We start from the raw sequence: 17,359 nt of genomic DNA on the forward strand, positions 1-17,359 counted from the left end.
AATGAAAAAACGGGCAAGCGACGCTTGCCCGTTCAGTATAAGACGCCTGAGGCGCCGGATCAGCCCTGTTGCGCGGCGACCTGGGCGTCGACCGAGGCCAGCGCCACCATGTTGACGATGCGGCGCACCGACGAGATCGGGGTCAGGATGTGCGCCGGCTTGGCCATGCCCATCAGGATCGGGCCGATGGTCACGCCGTCGGACGCCGACACGCGCAGCAGGTTGTAGCTGATGTTGGCGGCTTCCACGTTCGGCATGATCAGCAGATTGGCCGAGCCCTTCAGCGTGGAGTCCGGCATCGCCTGCTGGCGGATGCTTTCCACCAGCGCGGCGTCGCCCTGCATCTCGCCGTCGATTTCCAGTTCCGGCTGGGCGGCGCGGATCTGGTCGAAGGCGGCGCGCATCTTCTGCGCCGACGCGGTGTTAAGTGCGCCGAAGCTGGAGTTGGACAGCAGCGCGGCCTTCGGCTGGATGCCGAAGCGCTGGATGCTTTGCGCGGCCATCTTGGTGATGGCGGCCAGCTGCTCGGCGGAGGGCTCGGCGTTGACGTAGGTGTCGGTGATGAAGATGTTGCCGGTCGGCAGGATCAGCGCGTTCATCGCGCCGGCCACCTTGTCCTTGTTGGCGTAGCCCAGCACGTTCTCCAGGATGTCGAAGTGCTGGCGGTACGGGCCGTAGGTGCCGCAGATCAGCGCGTCGGCGTCGCCGCGGCGCACCATCATCGCGCCGATCAGCGTGGTGTTGCCGATCACGCGGCGGCGGGCCTGCTCCTGCGACACGCCCTTGCGCTTCATCAGCTGGTAGTAGTCCTGCCAGTAGTCGTTGAAGCGCGGGTCGGATTCATTGTTGACCAGTTCGAAGTCCACGCCCGGACGCATCTTCAGGCCCAGCTTCTCGATGCGCTTCTCGATCACGCTGGGGCGGCCCACCAGGATCGGCTTGGCCAGGCCCTGGGTGACGATCTCCTGGGTGGCGTGCAGCACGCGCTCGTCCTCGCCCTCGGTCATCACCACGCGCTTCGGATCCTTCTTGGCCTGGGCGAACACCGGCTTCATGAACAGGTTGGTCTTGTAGACGAACTGGGCCAACTGGTCGGCGTAGGCGTCGAAGTCCTGGATCGGACGGGTGGCGACGCCGGAATCCATCGCGGCCTTGGCCACGGCGGGGGCGATCTTGACGATCAGGCGCGGGTCGAACGGTTTCGGAATCACGTATTCCGGACCGAAGGACAGCTCCTGGTCGCCGTAGGCGGAGGCGACCACGTCGTTCTGCTCGGCCATCGCCAGGTCGGCGATCGCGCGCACGGTGGCCAGCTTCATCTCTTCATTGATGGTGGTCGCGCCCACGTCCAGCGCGCCGCGGAAGATGAAGGGGAAGCACAGCACGTTGTTGACCTGGTTCGGGAAGTCCGAGCGGCCGGTGCCGATGATGGCGTCCGGGCGCACTTCCTTGACCAGCGGCGGCAGGATTTCCGGTTCCGGGTTGGCCATGGCCAGGATCAGCGGATCGCGGGCCATGCTCTTCACCATGTCCTGGCTCACCAGGCGCGGGCCGGACAGACCCATGAAGATGTCGGCGCCGGCCATCGCGTCGGCCAGCTTGCGCCAGCCGTTGTCCTGGATGGCGTAGCGCAGCTTGGATTCGTCCAGCTTCTCGTCGCGGCCGACGAAGACCACGCCCTTGGAGTCGCAGATGGTGATGTTTTCGCGCTTCACGCCCAGGGCCACCAACAGGTCCAGGCAGGCGATGGCGGCGGCGCCGGCGCCGGAGGCCACCACGCGCACTTCGCCGATTTCCTTTTTCACCAGGCGCAGGCCGTTCAGCACAGCCGCGGCCGCCACGATGGCGGTGCCGTGCTGGTCGTCGTGGAAGACCGGAATGCCCATGCGCTCGCGGCACTTCTTCTCGATGTAGAAGCACTCCGGCGCCTTGATGTCTTCCAGGTTGATGCCGCCGAAGGTCGGCTCCAGCGAGCAGATGATGTCGACCAGCTTGTCGGGATCGAGCTCGTTGACCTCGATGTCGAACACGTCGATGCCGGCGAACTTCTTGAACAATACGCCCTTGCCTTCCATCACCGGCTTGCTGGCCAGCGCGCCGATGTTGCCCAGGCCGAGCACAGCGGTGCCGTTGGAAATCACGGCCACCAGGTTGCCGCGGGCGGTGTATTTGTAGGCGTTGAGCGGGTCTTCGACGATGGCGTCGCACGGGGCGGTCACGCCGGGGGAGTAGGCCAGTGCCAGATCGCGCTGGGTGGTCAGCGGCTTGGTCGGGGCAACCTGAATCTTGCCCGGTGTCGGGAACTGGTGAAACTCCAGTGCGCTTTGGCGCAATTGCTCGTCCATTCGCAGGCTCCTGATTGAGAAATGTTCTTTTATGTCGGTAAGGGAGAATCAGCCTCGCATTATAAGGCTTATGCCAGGCCTGGGCTATGCCGTGTCGGACAAAAGCCGCGATGGGCAAAGCCCATCGCGGCGGCATGTCGTTTGGGGCGGGAAACTCAGTTCATCATGCCCAGCATCCGCGGCAGCCAAAGCGAGATTTCCGGGATGAAGGTCACTGCCAGCAGGAAGCCCAGCATGGTCAGCAGCCACGGCCACACCGCCACCGTCAACTCGGTGATCCCCATCTTGGTGATCCCCGACGCGACGTAAAGGTTCAATCCCACCGGCGGGTGGCACATGCCCACCTCCATGTTGACCGCGATCAGGATGCCGAAATGCACCGGGTTGACGCCCAGCTTCACCGCCACCGGGTACAGGATGGGCGCCATGATCAGCACGATGGCCGACGGGTCCATGAAGTTGCCGGCCGCCAAGAGCAGGATGTTGGTCAACAGCAGGAAGGCGACGATGCCGAAGCCCTGGCTGGCCATCCAGGCCGCCATGGTTTGCGGGATCTGCTCGGACGCCATCAGGAAGGAGAACAGCACCGCGTTGGTGATGATGTAGAGCAGCATCGCGCTCATCGACGCGGCGTTGATCAGCACCTTGGGCACGTCTTTCAGCCCCATGTCCTTGTAGACGAACACCGCGATCACGAAGGCGTACACCGCGGCCATCGCCGCCGCTTCGGTCGGGGTGAACACGCCGGAGTAGATGCCGCCTATCACCAGCACGATCAGCAGCAGGCCCCACACGCATTCGCGGAACGCGAGCCAGCGCTCGCCCCAGCTGGCGCGAGGCAACCTAGGGTAGTCGAACTTCTTGGCGCGGAACCAGGTGGTCATGCCCAAGAGGAAGGACAGGCACAGGCCGGGCAGCACGCCGGCCATGAACAGCTGGCCGACCGAGGCGGTGGACACGCTCATGCCGCTGGGGCCGGTGACGTCCATGCCGGCGGTGGCGATGCTGTACATCACCAGATTGATCGACGGCGGGAACAGGATGCCCAGCGCGCCGGAGGTGGTGATCACGCCGGCGCCGAAGCGCTGCGGGTAGCCTTGTTTCAGCATCGCCGGCAGGATGATGGAGCCCACGGCGACGACGGTGGCGACCGAGGAGCCGGTGATGGCGGCGAACAGCGCGCAGGACACCACGCCGGCCAGGCCCAGGCCGCCGTACCAGTGGCCGACCAGGGTGGTGGCGAAACGTATCATCCGCCGCGCGACGCCGCCGTGCATCAGGAAGTTGCCGGCCAGGATGAAGAAGGGGATCGCCATGATCTCGAACTTCTCGATGCCGGTGAACAGCTTGAGGGCGACCGAGGTGATCGGCACCTCGGTCATGGTGAACAGGAAGGTGAGGACGGTCAGGCCCAGCGAGATGGAAATGGGCATGCCGGTCAGCATCAGCGCCAGCAGCAGGCCGAAAATGATCAGGGCGCTCATGGACGGCCTCCGTGATGCATGTCGTGCGGATGCAGGTTGTCCAGCGCCTCGTTGCCCTCGATGCCTTCCACGTGGCCGTGGTCATGCTTGGGCAGGTCGCCGGTCTTGACGAAGTTCCATGCCACCTGCAGGAAGCGGAAGCACATCAGCGTGGAGCCGGCGGGGATGGCCAGGTAGACCAGCCACATCGGCGCCTCCAGGTCGGGCGAGGTCTGGTCGGTGTGGGCGATGTTCCAGACGAAATCGCCGCCCATCACGGCGATGGCTCCGGTGAACAGCGCGCCGGCCAACAGGCCGAACACGATGAAGCGGGCGCGGGTCCTGTCGGGCAGGCGGTTGATCAGCACGTCGACGCCGACGTGGATGCCGGTGCGCACGCCGTAGGCGGCGCCGAATTTGGCCATCCACACGAACAGGTAAACGGTGAGCTCCTGCGCCCAGGACAGATTGATGTGGGCCAGGTAGGGTTGAAGAGCGGGAATGCCCGAGCCGTAGCGGTGCAGCACCGCTACGAAAGTGATCAGGGTGGCGGCCCCCATCAGACAGGCAATCATCCACTCCTCGAGATGGTCGAGGAATTTCAGCATGGCGGGTTTCCTATGCGCGCAGCGCAGCCGCGCATCGGACGATGCGCGGCTGCAGGCCTGTTACTTGCCGGGGTTGAAGCCGGTTTCCTTATAGATCTGCTTTAGCAGATCGGGGCCGATGCGGGAAGCCATTTTCTGATGAACGGGCAGCAGCGCCTTCTTGAAGGCCTCGCGCTCCTGCGGCGTGGGGACGTAGACCTTGGTCTTGCCGGAGGCCTTGATCGCGGCCACGGCCTTGTCGTTTTCTTCCTTGGCGATCTTGTTGGCGTAGACGGAGGCGTCCTGCACCGCGCTGTCCAGCTGGGCGCGGACGTCGGCCGGCAGGCCGTCCCAGAACTTCTTGTTGACGATCAGCGCGTAGCCGAGGAAGCCGTGCTGGGTCAGCGTCAGGTTCTTCTGCACCTCGTAGGCCTTGCTGGTGTAAAGATTGGACGCTTCCAGCTCGGTGCCGTCCACCACGCCGGTCTGCAGCGCCTGGTAGACCTCGGAGAAGGCCATCACCTGCGGCAGCGCGCCCAGGGTGCGCATTTCCTCTTCCAGCACCTTGGACGACTGGATGCGGATCTTCATGCCCTTGAGGTCGGTCGGGCTCTTGATCGGCTTGTTGGCCGAGAAGTTCTTGAAGCCGTTGTCCCAGTAGGCCAGGCCCTTGATGCCCTTGGTTTCCAGCTTGCCCAGCAATTGCTTGCCGAGCGGGCCGTGCATCACCTTGTTGACTTCGTCGTAGTTATCGAACACATAGGGCAGGTCGAAGACCTCGAATTCCTTCACCCCCAGCGGGCCGAATTTGGCCAGGCTGGGCGCCAGCATCTGAACCGCTCCCAGCTGCAGCGCTTCCAGTTCTTCCTTGTCCTTGTAGAGCTGGCTGTTGGGATAGACCTGCACCTTGACCTTGCCGTGGGTGCGTTGCTCGGCCAGTTTCTTGAAATATTCGGCGGCCTTGCCCTTGGGCGTCTCCGGCGCCACCACGTGGCTGAACTTGATGACGATCTCGCCGGCCGCCTGGGCGAATCCGGAAAGGGTGAGGCTGGCGCAGACGGCCAGCGCGGCGTGCTTCAGTTTCATGTAGGGATCTCCATCCGTTTGTAGCGTTGTGTTGTTTGCCCCGGCTGAAAACCGGTTATTGTTGTCGGTAAAGTAGAAGCTCTAGGCCTGTTTGGCCATTAGGGAATTCCAGAACATGGGCATGGTCCCCGCTGTTCTTTGGGCGAGGTATCATCGCAGACGTGCCATTGTCCGGTTTCAGCCATGCCGCCCTCTCATTCCCGCATTCGACGCATTCCCCACCGCCTGTGGCTGGGCGCCAGCCTGGCCCTGGTCGCGCTGCTGCTGGCGCTGTGCAGCCTCAGCTACCTGGTGTACCGCGACTGGCGCGACGAGCAGCAGGACAATCTGATCCAGGAGGTGCTGTGGCTGGAACAGTCGCTGCGCATGCATTTGGAAGCCCACCAGGAATGGGGCGACACGCTGGCGCGCGACATCGCCGCCGGCAAGGTGGACAGCCGGCGCTTCGCCCAGCTGGCGGCGTTCTATCTGCGGGAGAACCCGGAGCTGGTGACGCTGGAGCGCATCGGCGCCGACCGCCGGGTGGAGTGGGATCCGCACGGGCTGAGGCGCGACGAGCGGCAGCTGGGGCCGTCGGAATACGATGCGCAGTGGCGCGCCGGCCGCCTGTCGCGGCCCAGCTACGGCGCGCCCTACCAGGGACAGGACGGCAAGTACCGTTTCGACCTGGCGATACCCATCGTCCACGATGGGCAGCTGCTGGGCGGTTTGAGGCTGTCCTACCAGCTTGACGCGCTGCTTTACCACCAGGTGCCGTGGTGGATCGCCTCCAAGAACTACATCAGCATCGTCGATCTGGGCGGCAAGACGCTGGCGCAGAAATTCGACGCCGCCGAGCAGCCGGGCACCATCTCGCACCAGACCGGCTTCGACCCGCCCGGCTACGGTCTCTACCTGCGCGCGGTCAGCTACCGCAGCGGCCTGGGCCTGACCCTGCCGGTGCTGACGGTGGTGATCGCGCTGCTGCTGCTGACCCTGCTGTACGCGGTGTGGCGCATCCGCCGCCACATGCGCGAGCGGCTGCTGGCCGAGCAGCGGCTGGCCAAGGAGGTGTCGCTCAGGCAGGCGATAGAGGATTCGATGAAAAGCGGCCTGGTGGCCATCGGGCTGGAAGGCGAGATCGTCCGCGTCAACCGCGCCTTCTGCGACATGCTGGGCTTCGCGCCGGAAGAGCTGGTGGGCAGCCACCCGCCGCATCCGTTCTGGCCGGCGGACCAGCATGGCGTGCTGGCCGACGCGATGGACGCAGTGCGCGACAATCGCCAGCCGGAACAGGGCTTCGAGCTGACCTTGATGCGCAAGCGCGGCGACACGCTGGTGGTGCGGCTGTTCGCCACCCCGCTGGTGGAGGAGGATGGCCGCCAGCGCGGCTGGATCGCGTCGCTGTTCGACATCACCGAGCGCCAGCGCCAGCGCAAGGCGCTGGATACCGCCCACCGCCGTTTCCTCACCGTGCTCAACGGCCTGGCCGCCGGGGTATGCGTGGTGGACGAGGGCAGCGGCCAGCTGCTGTACGCCAACCCCGGCTTTGCCGAACTATCGCAGGTGGGCGACGCTGACGCGCCGTGCTGCGTGCTGCTGCCCGGCCTGCGGGCCGACCAGAGCGGCGACGACTACGGCCAGGAATTCATCGCCACCGGGGAGCGTTGCCTGCTGATCCGCCGCCGCCGCATCGAGTGGGTGAGCGGCGAAGCGGCCTGGCTGGCCATTCTCAGCGACGTCACCGCCGAGCGCCGGCGCGAGGAGCGCGAGCAGGCGCAGCAGGAGCGCTTCCAGAACACCGCGCGGCTGATCGCGATGGGCGAGATGGCATCCACGCTGGCGCACGAGCTGAACCAGCCGTTGACCGCTATCCATACTTACGCAGCCGGCGTCAGCCGCCGGCTGCCGGAAGAGCTGGCGCTGCCGGCGGGCGTGCGCGACGCCATCCACGCCATCGCCGAGCAGTCGCGGCGCGCGGCGCAGATCGTCAGCAGCATCCGCGCCTTCGTCAAGAAGCACGAGCCGCAGCTGGAGCGGGTGGAGCCGGCGCGCTCGGTGCAGCGCGCGCTGGGCCTGGCCGAGCCGCTGGCCGCCAAGAACGGCGTCAGCCTGCAGCTAGCGGCCGACCGCCGCGCCTGCCGGGTGGACATGGACCCGGTGTTGATCGAGCAGGTATTGCTCAACCTGATGAAGAACGCGATCGAGGCGCTGGTTGAGGCGGGCACGCCGCGCCCCGGCGTGGAGCTGCATACCTGCGTCGAGAACGGCCAATGGCGGGTGGAGGTGGTGGACAACGGCCCCGGGCTGGCCGCAGGCATGCAGGACAATCTGTTCACCCCGTTCTACTCCACCAAGCCGGAGGGCATGGGCATCGGCCTCAACATCTGCCGTTCCATCGTGGAATTCCACCGCGGCGAGTTCGGCGCGGTCAGCAGCCCGGAAGGCGGCTGCGTGTTCTGGTTCAGCCTGCCGCTGGCCGGAACGGAGGAGAGGTAATTCAGGGGCTGGTCAAGCAAAATGCCGCTGTGTTAACATGCTGCGCCATGGGCCGATAGCTCAGCTGGGAGAGCGCTGCGTTCGCAATGCAGAGGTCGGGAGTTCGATCCTCCTTCGGTCCACCAGAATTCTTCAGGCAGGTTCTGCCTTGTGTGTGACGGGAAGCATAAGTTGGCCGAAACGGCCAGCTTATACTTCCCGTTTAGTGTTTCTAGCCACTCCAACGTCCCACATTCATTCCGTTTTTCTCCATACCCATCCCTTGAAAGCTTTGCTCAGCAAGGCTTTTTACGTTTGAAACGTCGTTCCTGCTTTTGGCCAGCTTATGGGTACAAATCGTCGATTTTGGCCAGCTGGCATTCTGCTTGGCTATAATCTTATGTAATTATTTTTGCGAAAAATGTAATAAATATTGTATTGAAAATGGTGTAATGTTCATTGCAAAGGAGATGCAATGAATCCGATCAACTGGCTTGTGCTGGTTGCCACTGTAGCTGGGCGGAACGGCACCTTGCGTGTGCGGCTATGGCGGCAGATGAAAGCGATCGGCGCTGCCGCGCTGCGTGACGGCGTCTACCTGTTGCCGGCCAGGCCAGAACTGCGTCAGATGCTGGCGAACTGGCGCGATGAGCTGTTGGCCGCTGATGGCATGGCGCATGTGCTGCAGGTGGTGGAAGACGACCCCGCAACCCAGGCGGGATGGCGGGCGCTGTTCGACCGCAGCGAGGCCTACCAGCAATGGGGCGAGGCGCTGGCGGCGCTGCTGGCACAGCCGCCGGGAGCGGAGAGCGATGCCAGGCGCAGTCTGCGTCAGCTGCGCAAGGAGTTGGAAGCTATCGCCGCCATCGACTTTTTTGCCGGTGAGTCGCTGAAGTCGGCCCGTCGGCAATGCAACGACGCGGAGAAGTGGCTGACCCGCCACTACTCGCCGGATGAGCCGTTGGCGGTGGGCGGAGACATCCCCCGTCTCGAGCTGGCCGACTACCAGCAACGCTTGTGGGCCACTCGGGCGCGGCCATGGGTGGATCGGGTCGCCTCTGCCTGGCTGATCCGTCGCTTCATCGACCCCGCCGCGCGCTTTGCTTGGCTGACCGATGTGCATGCCTGTCCGGCCGAGGCGCTGGGCTTCGATTTCGACGGGGCCGCATTCACCCATATCGGGGAACGGGTGACGTTCGAGGTGTTGCTCGCGAGTTTCGGCCTTGAGCACGACCCGGCCTTGTCCCGGCTCGGTGAGCTGGTGCATGCGCTTGACGTCGGCGGCAGCGTGGTGCCCGAAGGGACCGGCTTTGAAGCCGTACTGGGCGGCTCACGCAGCCGGATAGCGGACGATGACCTGCTGCTGGCCGACATCAGCAACGTCCTGGACTCGCTCTACGCCCATTTCCAGGAAGCGGCCAGACCGCAAGGTTCGCGGGCACCCACTCTGTAGAAGGAGATCGCCTTGAGCAATGCTGCCCCCATCGGTACGCATCCTGCCTACACCTTGTGGCAACTGGTACTGTACTTCCTGCGTCTTGGCACCTTCGGTTTCGGCGGCCCGGTCGCTTTGGTCGGCTACATGCACCGGGACCTGGTCGAGCGTCATGGTTGGATCGCCGAAGCCGACTACAAGGAAGGGATTGCACTGGCCCAGCTGGCGCCGGGGCCGATGGCCGCGCAAACGGCCATCTACCTCGGCTATGTGCATTACCGCACCCTGGGCGCCACCCTAGCCGGGCTGGCCTTCGTGCTGCCCTCGTTTTTTATGGTGGTTCTGCTGGGCTGGGCCTACCAACGGTTTGGCGGTCTGGAATGGATGCATGCCGTGTTCTACGGGGTGGGTGCCGCTGTGATCGGCATCATTGCCATCAGCGCCTACAAGCTGACCACCAAGAGCGTTGGCAAGGACAAGCTGCTGTGGGCAATCTTTCTGGCCTTGCTCTCGGTCACGGTGATCACAGAGTCGGAAATCGCCTGGCTGTTCGTGGCCGCCGGGGTGCTGAGCTGGTTCTGGCGCGCGCCGCCCAAATGGCTGGGTAAAGGCCGCCTGAATGCTATTGCCGTTACCCAGTTGCCGAGCGTCAGCGGCTTACTGGTCGGACTGGATCAGTCGTTGTTGGGCCAGATTGGTATTTTCTTCGCCAAGGCCGGGGCCTTTGTGTTCGGCTCAGGCCTGGCCATCGTCCCGTTCCTCTACGGTGGCGTGGTAACCGAGCACCACTGGCTCAACGACAAGCAATTCGTCGATGCCGTGGCCGTCGCCATGATCACTCCGGGACCGGTGGTCATTACGGTGGGTTTCATCGGTTACCTGGTAGCCGGCTTTCCCGGCGCCTGCGTAGCGGCGCTGGGCACCTTTCTGCCGTGCTACCTGTTCACCGTGCTGCCCGCACCGTACTTCAAGAAGTACGGCAAGTTGCCGGGGGTGGCGGCGTTCGTGAACGGCATCACTGCGGCGGCAGTGGGGGCGATCACCGGTTCGGTCATCGTGATCGCCAAACGCTCGCTGGTCGATGCGCCGACCGTGCTGCTGGCGCTTGGCACCATTCTGTTGCTGTGGCGCTTCAAGAAGCTGCAAGAGCCGATGATCGTCGTCGGTGCCGCTTTAATCGGCCTATTGTTATACCCGTTGCTGCATCGCTGACATCAATCTGAGGAGTCAGGCGTTTAGCGTATGATCGCAACGCCTGCTGCCACGCAACCTCGCGCCACATGGCGCGGCGCGGCGTGGGAACCCGGCCGCCGGGATTGCGGCAGTGGGGCAACCATCATCGTCAGCCCCGAGGTCCTTGACCCGGCCTCGGGACCGGCATCGACCGGACCGTCCGATCTGGGAGCGGCGATGCGCTTGCCGGGTTGCCGCGTCATCGTGAGTCTTTGGATCACGCCGTCGTCCTTGAGTCACTTGCCTTCCCGTTCCCGGCCGGTCTGCTGAGGGGCGTGGGGCCTCCCTGAAAATTATCACGCCGGGCGCTTGACCCATACTCGCAGGGGGTAGGATAATTCTCCGTTTTTTCAACTGCTTAGAGATCGTTGCCGAGCTGGTGGCCATTTAGGGTTGCGAGACGCTTGCGACCGCTGCGATGTCTCTGGCGAGAGGCTTCCGTTGTCGCGCCATAGCGATGCAAACGGGCGAAAATCGTACGGAATGAATAGTAAGAAGATTGCATTTAATGGTGCGGAAAGCCGCGCCGATCAAGGAAATTCAGTGAGATTGCCGCCGCGCCGCCTGTCCGTCGCGCCGATGCTGGACTGGACCGACCGCCATTACCGCTACTTCGCCCGCCAGATCACGCGCCACACTTGGCTGTACACCGAGATGGTGACCACCGGCGCGCTGCTGAATGGCGACGTCGCCCGCCATCTGCGCTTCGACGAGGCCGAGCATCCGGTCGCGCTGCAACTGGGCGGGTCGGAGCCGGCCGAACTGGCCACCTGCGCCAAGCTGGCCCAGCAATGGGGCTATGACGAGGTGAACCTTAATGTCGGTTGCCCGTCGGAAAGAGTGCAGAAGGGCGCTTTCGGCGCCTGTTTGATGGCGGAGCCGCAACTGGTGTCCGATTGCGTGAAGGCGATGCGCGACGCGGTGGATATCGATGTGACGGTCAAGCACCGCATCGGCATCGACCAGATCGAGCATTACGATTACCTGCGCGAATTCGTGGACACCGTGGCCGAGGCCGGCTGCCGAACCTTCATCGTCCACGCGCGCAACGCCATCCTGAAGGGCCTGAGCCCGAAGGAAAACCGCGAAATTCCGCCGCTGAAGTACGATTACGTCTACCGGCTGAAGCGGGAGCGGCCGGATCTGGAGATCCTGATCAACGGCGGCGTGAAGACCAACGCCGAGATCGCCGAGCACCTGAAGCACGTGGACGGCGTGATGGTCGGCCGCGAGGCTTATCACAATCCCTGGCTGATGGCGGACTGGGACGCGCTGTTCTATGGCGACGAAACCGCTCGCCCGGAACGCGTGGCGGTAGTGGAGGCGATGATGCCTTACGTCACGGCGCGATTGGGCGACGGCAGCAATGTCCGCCACATCGCCCGCCACATCCTTGGCCTGTTCCAGGGCCTGCCCGGCGCGCGCAACTGGCGCCGGATGCTGTCCGACGCCAAGCTCTTGGACGGCGCCGACGCCGGCCTGCTCCGCCAGGCTTACGAGGCGACGCTGGCCGGCCGCCGCGCCTGATTATCCGATGGCCGCCGACGGGCGGCTGTCTTCGCCAGGCGGCTGCGGCCGCCTTTTGTCATGGTTGTCATGCCCGGCATGACCGTCTGGAGGTGAATCCCAATTGAAAAAGTTGCAAAAGCTGATGCTCGCCCTGTCGCTGTCTTCCGGCCTGGCCTGGGCCGGTCCCAATGACGTGCTGCACATCTACAACTGGAGCGGCTCGCTGTCCGACAACACCATCAGGCAGTTCGAGAAGCGCTGCGGTTGCAGGGTGGTGCAGGACTATTACGGCGACAACGAGGAAATGCTGGCCAAGCTGGCCGCCGGAGCCAAGGGCTACGACATGGTGTTTCCATCCAGCTTCGTCGTGCAGGCCATGACCAAGCAGAAGCTTTTGCAACCGTTGGATCACCGCCAGATCCCCAATCTGAAGAACGTGGCGCCGGCCTATCTGTCGCAAGGCTACGATCCGGCCAACCGCTACACCATCCCCACCGTGCTTTCGCTCACCTCCGTCGGCTACAACGTCGAGAAGCTTAAGCAGCTGGGCGTGGATCCCTCCAGTTGGTCGGTGATTTTCGATCCGAACGTGCTGCAGAAGATCAAGGGCAAGGTGACGGTGCTGGACAGCTCGCGCGAGGTGTTCGCCGCCGCGCTGTTCTACCTGGGCAAGGACCCGAACCAGGCCTCGGACGCCGACATGCGCGCCGCGCGCGATGTGATCAAGCGCGCCAAGCCTTACTGGGCGGCCTTTTCCAACGCCAGTTACCTGAAGCAGCTGGCGGTCGGCAACATCTGGGTGGCGCTCGGCTATTCCACCGAATTCTTCCAGGCCAGCGAGGACGCGCGCCTGACCAAGAGGCCATTCCATATCGGCAACGTGCCGCAGCGCGAAGGCAACGAGCTGGGCGTCGATACCATGGCGATCACCGCCAGCGCCAAACGGCCGGACCTGGCCCACCAGTTCATCAACTTCATGCTGGACGGACAGAACGCCGCCCAGCTGACCAACCTCAACGGCGCGACCAATCCGGTGGCCACCGCCAGCCAATATTTCCGCGCCGACCTGAAAGCCAGCCCGGTGATCCATCCGACGCCGGAGCAGGCGAAGAAATGGACGGTATTGCGCGAGCTGACGCCGAAAGAGCGCCGCGCGCTGGCGCGGATGTGGACGGAAGTGAAGGTCAGCCGCTAAGCTGGCGGCCTGGCCGGACGCCATCGTTCCGGTCCGGCCGCACCGACAAGATAGAAAGAGCGAAAAGATGTTCGATCAACTGGTCCTCGCCAGCAACAACGCCGGCAAGCTGAAGGAATTCGGCGCGTTGTTCGCCGAGCTCGGCGTCACCGTGCGCCCGCAGCGCGACTTCGACGTGCCGGAATGTCCGGAGCCGCATCACACCTTCCTGGAAAACGCGCTGGAGAAAGCGCGCCATGCCAGCCGGCTGACCGGCCTGCCGGCGCTGGCCGACGATTCCGGCATCTGCGTCGAGGCGCTGGGCGGCGCGCCGGGCGTGTTCTCCGCGCGCTTCGCCGGCGAACCCAAGTCCGACGCGCGCAACAACGCGCTGCTGGTGGAAAAGCTGCAGGGCGAGGCCAACCGCCGCGCCTGGTACTACTGCGTGCTGGTGCTGGTGCGCCACGCCGACGACCCGCAACCGCTGGTGGCCGACGGCATCTGGCTGGGCGAGGTGCGCGACGAGGCCGCGGGCGAAGGCGGCTTCGGCTACGACCCGCATTTCCATCTGCCGGGCTACGGCGTATCGGTGGCCGAACTGGACGCCGCCGAAAAGAACCGCGTCAGCCACCGCGGCCAGGCGCTGGCCGCGCTGATGGCCAAGCTCAAGGCGCTGGCATGAGCGTGGTCGACCTGTCGGCGTTGACCGGCGGCCTGCGCGAGCTGCCGCCCTTGGCGCTGTATGTCCACTTCCCGTGGTGCATCCGCAAGTGCCCGTACTGCGATTTCAATTCGCACGAGCCGAAGAACGGCTTCGACGAGATGGCCTATGTCGACGCGCTGCTGCGCGATCTGGAATACAGCTTGCCGGAAGTATGGGGCCGGCCGCTGACCAGCATCTTCATGGGCGGCGGCACGCCCAGCCTGTTCAGCCCGCAGGCGATGGACGCGCTGCTTGCCGGGGTGCGGGCGCGGATGAAGCTGCATCCGGACGCCGAGATCACGATGGAGGCCAATCCCGGCACCTTCGAGATCGAGCGCTTCCGCGGCTATCGCGAGGCCGGCATCAACCGGCTGTCGATCGGCATCCAGAGCTTTAATCCCAAGCACCTGAAGGCGCTGGGCCGCATCCATGACGGCGACGAGGCCAAGCGCGCGGTGGAGATCGCGCTGACCCACTTCGACAACGTCAATCTGGATCTGATGTACGCGCTGCCGGGCCAGACCCTGGATGAGGCGCTGTCCGACCTGAACACCGCGCTGTCCTATGGCATCACCCATCTGTCGGCCTACCACCTGACCATCGAGCCGAATACGCTGTTCGCGGCGCAGACGCCGCAAAACCTGCCGGACGACGAGGTGTCGGCCGACATGCAGGAGGCGATAGAGTCCTGTCTGGAGGCCGCCGGTTTCGATCACTACGAAACCTCGGCCTTCGCCAAACCCGGCCGCCACAGCCGCCACAATCTCAACTACTGGCAGTTCGGCGACTACGTCGGCATCGGCGCCGGCGCGCACGGCAAGATCAGCAGCCACGCCGGCATTGTGCGCCAGATGCGGCACAAGCAGCCGGCGGCCTATCTGAAGGCGGTGGCGGCCGGCGCGCCGCTGCAAAGCAGCCAGAAGGTCGCCCGCGCCGACCTGCCGTTCGAATTCATGATGAACCTGCTGCGCCTGACCAGCGGCTTCGAGAGCCGCCTGTTCCAGGAGCGCACCGGGCTGCCGCTGGCGCTGATCCGCCGCCAGCTGGACGCAGCCCAGGCGCAAGGCCTGCTGGATACCGACGGCGCCATCCTGCGCCCGACGCTGAAAGGCCAGCGTTTCCTCAACGATTTGCTCACCCTGTTCCTCAAAGAAGGAGATGAATAATGGCTAAGGAAATTATCCACACCGACAAGGCTCCGGCCGCCATCGGCGCCTACTCGCAAGCCGTCAAGGCTGGCAACACCGTCTACCTGTCCGGCCAGATCCCGCTGGATCCGGCCACCATGACCGTGGTGGAAGGCGGTTTCGCCGCCGAAACCCACCAGGTGTTCAAGAACATGAAGGCCGTGTGCGAAGCCGCCGGCGGCAGCCTGGACCAGATCGTCAAACTCAATGCCTACCTGACCGACCTGTCCAACTTCGCCACCTTCAACGAAATCATGGGCCAGTACTTCAGCCAGCCGTTCCCGGCCCGCGCCGCCGTCGGCGTGGCCAGCCTGCCCAAGGGCGTGCTGGTGGAAGCCGAAGCGGTGCTGGTGCTGTAAGCGCGCCGCGTCCGCGATGAAGAAAGCCCCGGCTTGCCGGGGCTTTTTGCTGGACAACGGTTTCAACGCAGTTGATAGCGGGTGTAGAGGCCCCGGCCTTGCCTATCCAGGCTCCAGACCGTGACGCGCAGGAAGTCGGGCGCGGTCAGCGTGGGGCTCTTGTGAGCGTTGAGCGCTAGCGGATTGGCTAATGCGCCCGCGCTGTCTTCGAAGCGCTGTGGCTGGCCTTGTTGACGCATGTCCAGCGACAGGCTGTTGAACCAGAGTTGCGGCGGCACTTGCCAGGCCAATTTCAGATCGCTGGCGCCGTTGGCCTTGGTCAGCGTCTGCAGCGTGTCGCTGGTCAGGGTGGGAAAGGCTTGTTGGCTGATCTGATTGGCGGTGAACAGCGGCGCGCGCGGAATGACGTCCTTGCCGACCGGCTGGGCGAAGTGATCATCGGCGTAAAAGCGCAATTTCAGAACGTTCCGACTCAAGGCATCGTTGTAGACGGCCGCGAAGCCGTCGGGCGTCAGATAATTCACCGGACAATGATAGTCAGGGTTCGCCGATGCCAGCTCCTGCGGCTCCAGCTGTTCGCACTCCGCATTTTCCTTCAGGGTCAGGATGGCTTTGCCGTCCGCCAGCAGCTGGGCGCTGCGGGCGATCACTTGCGGCGCGGGGCGGTCTGACTGGGGGTAGACCGGGTTGTCGTGCCGGGCATACTGGCTGAGCGCCAGAGTCAGCAGGCTGACCTTGACGTTGCTCTTGTCGGCGGCGCTGATGATCTGGCGGGCCCCAGGTCCGATTTCCAAGGAGACCGGGCTGTCATTTCCCGCCAGCTTCCAGCCTTCTTTCTGCAAGCGGGCCTTCATGCGGAAAGACCCGGGCGCCATGCCCGGCACGCGGACCGTCATCGAAATCTGGCAAAGCGCGGCGCTGTAGCAGGTTTCCACTTTCGGCGGCGAGAAACGTCCGCCGACATAGGTTTCCCCGTATCCGGCGTCATCCATTTCCCGCGCGAGGTATTGCGCCGCATTGTCGCCGTCAAACTGGAAATCGTCGTTGAGCAATGTCGCCAGGCGCTTGTCCAGGCCGTCCGCGCTGAGATACGCGGCGTTCAGCTGTGCGGCCAGCTCATCCAGCCGGCTCAGGTCGGGTAGATCGTCGGCCGGTAAGGGGGTTGGCTTTTGATCGCGGCTCACCTTAATTGCCGTTTGGGCGCGCTTGCTTTGCAAACGGATGCTTCCCGCTTGGCCGTCGGCGGAGACGTCCACCATTTCCAGCAATTTATCCTGCCCGGTCTTGTCGGCGGCAAAGGCGGTCCGCAGCAGATCGGTGCGGCTATCCAGGCCGACCGCCTGCATCAGGGGGGCCAGCGCGGCTTTCAGACTGGCCTGGCTCTGCTCCAGTTTGGCAATGTCGAACTTTGCCGTGCAAGCCGCGGCGTTGAGGAAGCACTCGCTTGCCTCGGCGCCGCTGCTCATCGACAGGATGGCATCGGTCAGCGGGGTGATATTGACGGTTCCGGCTTGCGTGGCGACGGAGTGGAGCGATACCGGCATGCCGCCGATCAGGCCCGTGGCTTCCAGCAGCGCAGGCGAGGCGAACTGGCTCAAGTCCGCGCTGTAGCGTCCTTGCGCATCGGTCTGCACTGTAATCGCGCGGCCCTGTGCGTCTTTGATCGTGATCGTGCCATTGTCCAAGGGGGCGCCGGAAGCCGCGGTGCCACTGATTTGGCCGAGCGTCTGGCCGCTGGCGCCGGACGCCGCGTGGTCGTCGCTGCTTTCGCAGGCCGTCAGCGCGAGCGCGCAGGCCAAGGCGAGAATGGGTTGTTTCATC

13 protein-coding genes and 1 tRNA gene are annotated in these 17,359 nt (G+C 64.3%); 9 read left to right on the plus strand and 5 right to left on the minus strand.

The annotated features are described in order from the left end of the window. Positions 1–59 precede the first annotated feature (59 nt). The 4 genes from CV_RS04460 to CV_RS04475 all read right to left on the minus strand — a co-directional run bounded on the left by CV_RS04460 (position 60) and on the right by CV_RS04475 (position 5,481). A complete protein-coding gene (locus CV_RS04460) occupies positions 60–2,345 on the minus strand; it encodes an NADP-dependent malic enzyme (protein WP_011134471.1) in 2,286 nt (761 codons plus the stop codon). 155 nt (positions 2,346–2,500) lie between these two features. After that, the gene (locus CV_RS04465; RefSeq protein ID WP_011134472.1) at positions 2,501–3,829 is read right to left on the minus strand and encodes a TRAP transporter large permease; all 1,329 of its coding nucleotides are present in this window, start codon (positions 3,827–3,829) and stop codon (positions 2,501–2,503) included. Further along, entirely contained in the window at positions 3,826–4,416 is a 591-nt protein-coding gene (locus CV_RS04470; RefSeq protein ID WP_011134473.1) for a TRAP transporter small permease, read from the minus strand. Before CV_RS04470 ends, CV_RS04465 begins: the two co-directional genes overlap by 4 nt. Positions 4,417–4,476: 60 nt before the next feature. Next, a complete protein-coding gene (locus tag CV_RS04475; RefSeq protein ID WP_011134474.1) occupies positions 4,477–5,481 on the minus strand; it encodes a TRAP transporter substrate-binding protein in 1,005 nt (334 codons plus the stop codon). A gap of 183 nt (positions 5,482–5,664) precedes the next feature. Here CV_RS04475 and CV_RS04480 point away from each other — a divergent pair, with 183 nt between their 5' ends. The 9 genes from CV_RS04480 to CV_RS04520 all read left to right on the plus strand — a co-directional run bounded on the left by CV_RS04480 (position 5,665) and on the right by CV_RS04520 (position 15,538). Then, entirely contained in the window at positions 5,665–7,959 is a 2,295-nt protein-coding gene (locus tag CV_RS04480) for a PAS domain-containing sensor histidine kinase (protein WP_011134475.1), read from the plus strand. Positions 7,960–8,008: 49 nt separating this feature from the next. Further along, positions 8,009–8,084, plus strand: a tRNA-Ala gene (locus CV_RS04485). 329 nt (positions 8,085–8,413) lie between these two features. Beyond that, entirely contained in the window at positions 8,414–9,391 is a 978-nt protein-coding gene (locus CV_RS04490; RefSeq protein ID WP_011134476.1) for a chromate resistance protein ChrB domain-containing protein, read from the plus strand. A gap of 12 nt (positions 9,392–9,403) precedes the next feature. Continuing rightward, on the plus strand, positions 9,404–10,585 hold the full coding sequence (locus CV_RS04495) for a chromate transporter (protein WP_011134477.1): 1,182 nt from the start codon (positions 9,404–9,406) through the stop codon (positions 10,583–10,585). A gap of 504 nt (positions 10,586–11,089) precedes the next feature. Then, positions 11,090–12,133, plus strand: a complete 1,044-nt coding sequence (dusA, locus tag CV_RS04500; RefSeq protein WP_011134479.1) for a tRNA dihydrouridine(20/20a) synthase DusA — start codon at positions 11,090–11,092, stop codon at positions 12,131–12,133. Between the two features lie 103 nt (positions 12,134–12,236). Continuing rightward, on the plus strand, positions 12,237–13,310 hold the full coding sequence (locus CV_RS04505; protein WP_011134480.1) for an ABC transporter substrate-binding protein: 1,074 nt from the start codon (positions 12,237–12,239) through the stop codon (positions 13,308–13,310). 67 nt (positions 13,311–13,377) lie between these two features. Further along, a complete protein-coding gene (rdgB, locus tag CV_RS04510; protein ID WP_011134481.1) occupies positions 13,378–13,971 on the plus strand; it encodes an RdgB/HAM1 family non-canonical purine NTP pyrophosphatase in 594 nt (197 codons plus the stop codon). Next, the gene (gene hemW / locus CV_RS04515) at positions 13,968–15,158 is read left to right on the plus strand and encodes a radical SAM family heme chaperone HemW (protein ID WP_011134482.1); all 1,191 of its coding nucleotides are present in this window, start codon (positions 13,968–13,970) and stop codon (positions 15,156–15,158) included. The genes rdgB and hemW overlap by 4 nt, the downstream gene beginning before the upstream one ends. Then, a complete protein-coding gene (locus CV_RS04520; RefSeq protein WP_011134483.1) occupies positions 15,158–15,538 on the plus strand; it encodes a RidA family protein in 381 nt (126 codons plus the stop codon). The genes hemW and CV_RS04520 overlap by 1 nt, the downstream gene beginning before the upstream one ends. A 62-nt stretch (positions 15,539–15,600) precedes the next feature. Here CV_RS04520 and CV_RS04525 read toward each other — a convergent pair whose 3' ends face one another. Beyond that, complete coding sequence (locus CV_RS04525) at positions 15,601–17,358, minus strand: carboxypeptidase-like regulatory domain-containing protein (RefSeq protein WP_140411177.1); 1,758 nt, start codon at positions 17,356–17,358, stop codon at positions 15,601–15,603. Position 17,359 lies beyond the last annotated feature (1 nt).

Source organism: Chromobacterium violaceum ATCC 12472 (assembly GCF_000007705.1).
Taxonomy (GTDB): Bacteria; Pseudomonadota; Gammaproteobacteria; order Burkholderiales; family Chromobacteriaceae; genus Chromobacterium; species Chromobacterium violaceum.

What these genes read in the sequence shown, in the direction of transcription:
- CV_RS04460 (WP_011134471.1), bottom strand. Translation starts at nt 2,345, where the DNA reads ATGGACGAGCAATTGCGCCAAAGCGCACTGGAGTTTCACCAGTTCCCG.
- CV_RS04465 (WP_011134472.1), bottom strand. Translation starts at nt 3,829, where the DNA reads ATGAGCGCCCTGATCATTTTCGGCCTGCTGCTGGCGCTGATGCTGACC.
- CV_RS04470 (WP_011134473.1), bottom strand. Translation starts at nt 4,416, where the DNA reads ATGCTGAAATTCCTCGACCATCTCGAGGAGTGGATGATTGCCTGTCTG.
- CV_RS04475 (WP_011134474.1), bottom strand. Translation starts at nt 5,481, where the DNA reads ATGAAACTGAAGCACGCCGCGCTGGCCGTCTGCGCCAGCCTCACCCTT.
- CV_RS04480 (WP_011134475.1), top strand. Translation starts at nt 5,665, where the DNA reads ATGCCGCCCTCTCATTCCCGCATTCGACGCATTCCCCACCGCCTGTGG.
- CV_RS04490 (WP_011134476.1), top strand. Translation starts at nt 8,414, where the DNA reads ATGAATCCGATCAACTGGCTTGTGCTGGTTGCCACTGTAGCTGGGCGG.
- dusA (WP_011134479.1), top strand. Translation starts at nt 11,090, where the DNA reads ATGAATAGTAAGAAGATTGCATTTAATGGTGCGGAAAGCCGCGCCGAT.
- rdgB (WP_011134481.1), top strand. Translation starts at nt 13,378, where the DNA reads ATGTTCGATCAACTGGTCCTCGCCAGCAACAACGCCGGCAAGCTGAAG.
- hemW (WP_011134482.1), top strand. Translation starts at nt 13,968, where the DNA reads ATGAGCGTGGTCGACCTGTCGGCGTTGACCGGCGGCCTGCGCGAGCTG.
- CV_RS04520 (WP_011134483.1), top strand. Translation starts at nt 15,158, where the DNA reads ATGGCTAAGGAAATTATCCACACCGACAAGGCTCCGGCCGCCATCGGC.
- CV_RS04525 (WP_140411177.1), bottom strand. Translation starts at nt 17,358, where the DNA reads ATGAAACAACCCATTCTCGCCTTGGCCTGCGCGCTCGCGCTGACGGCC.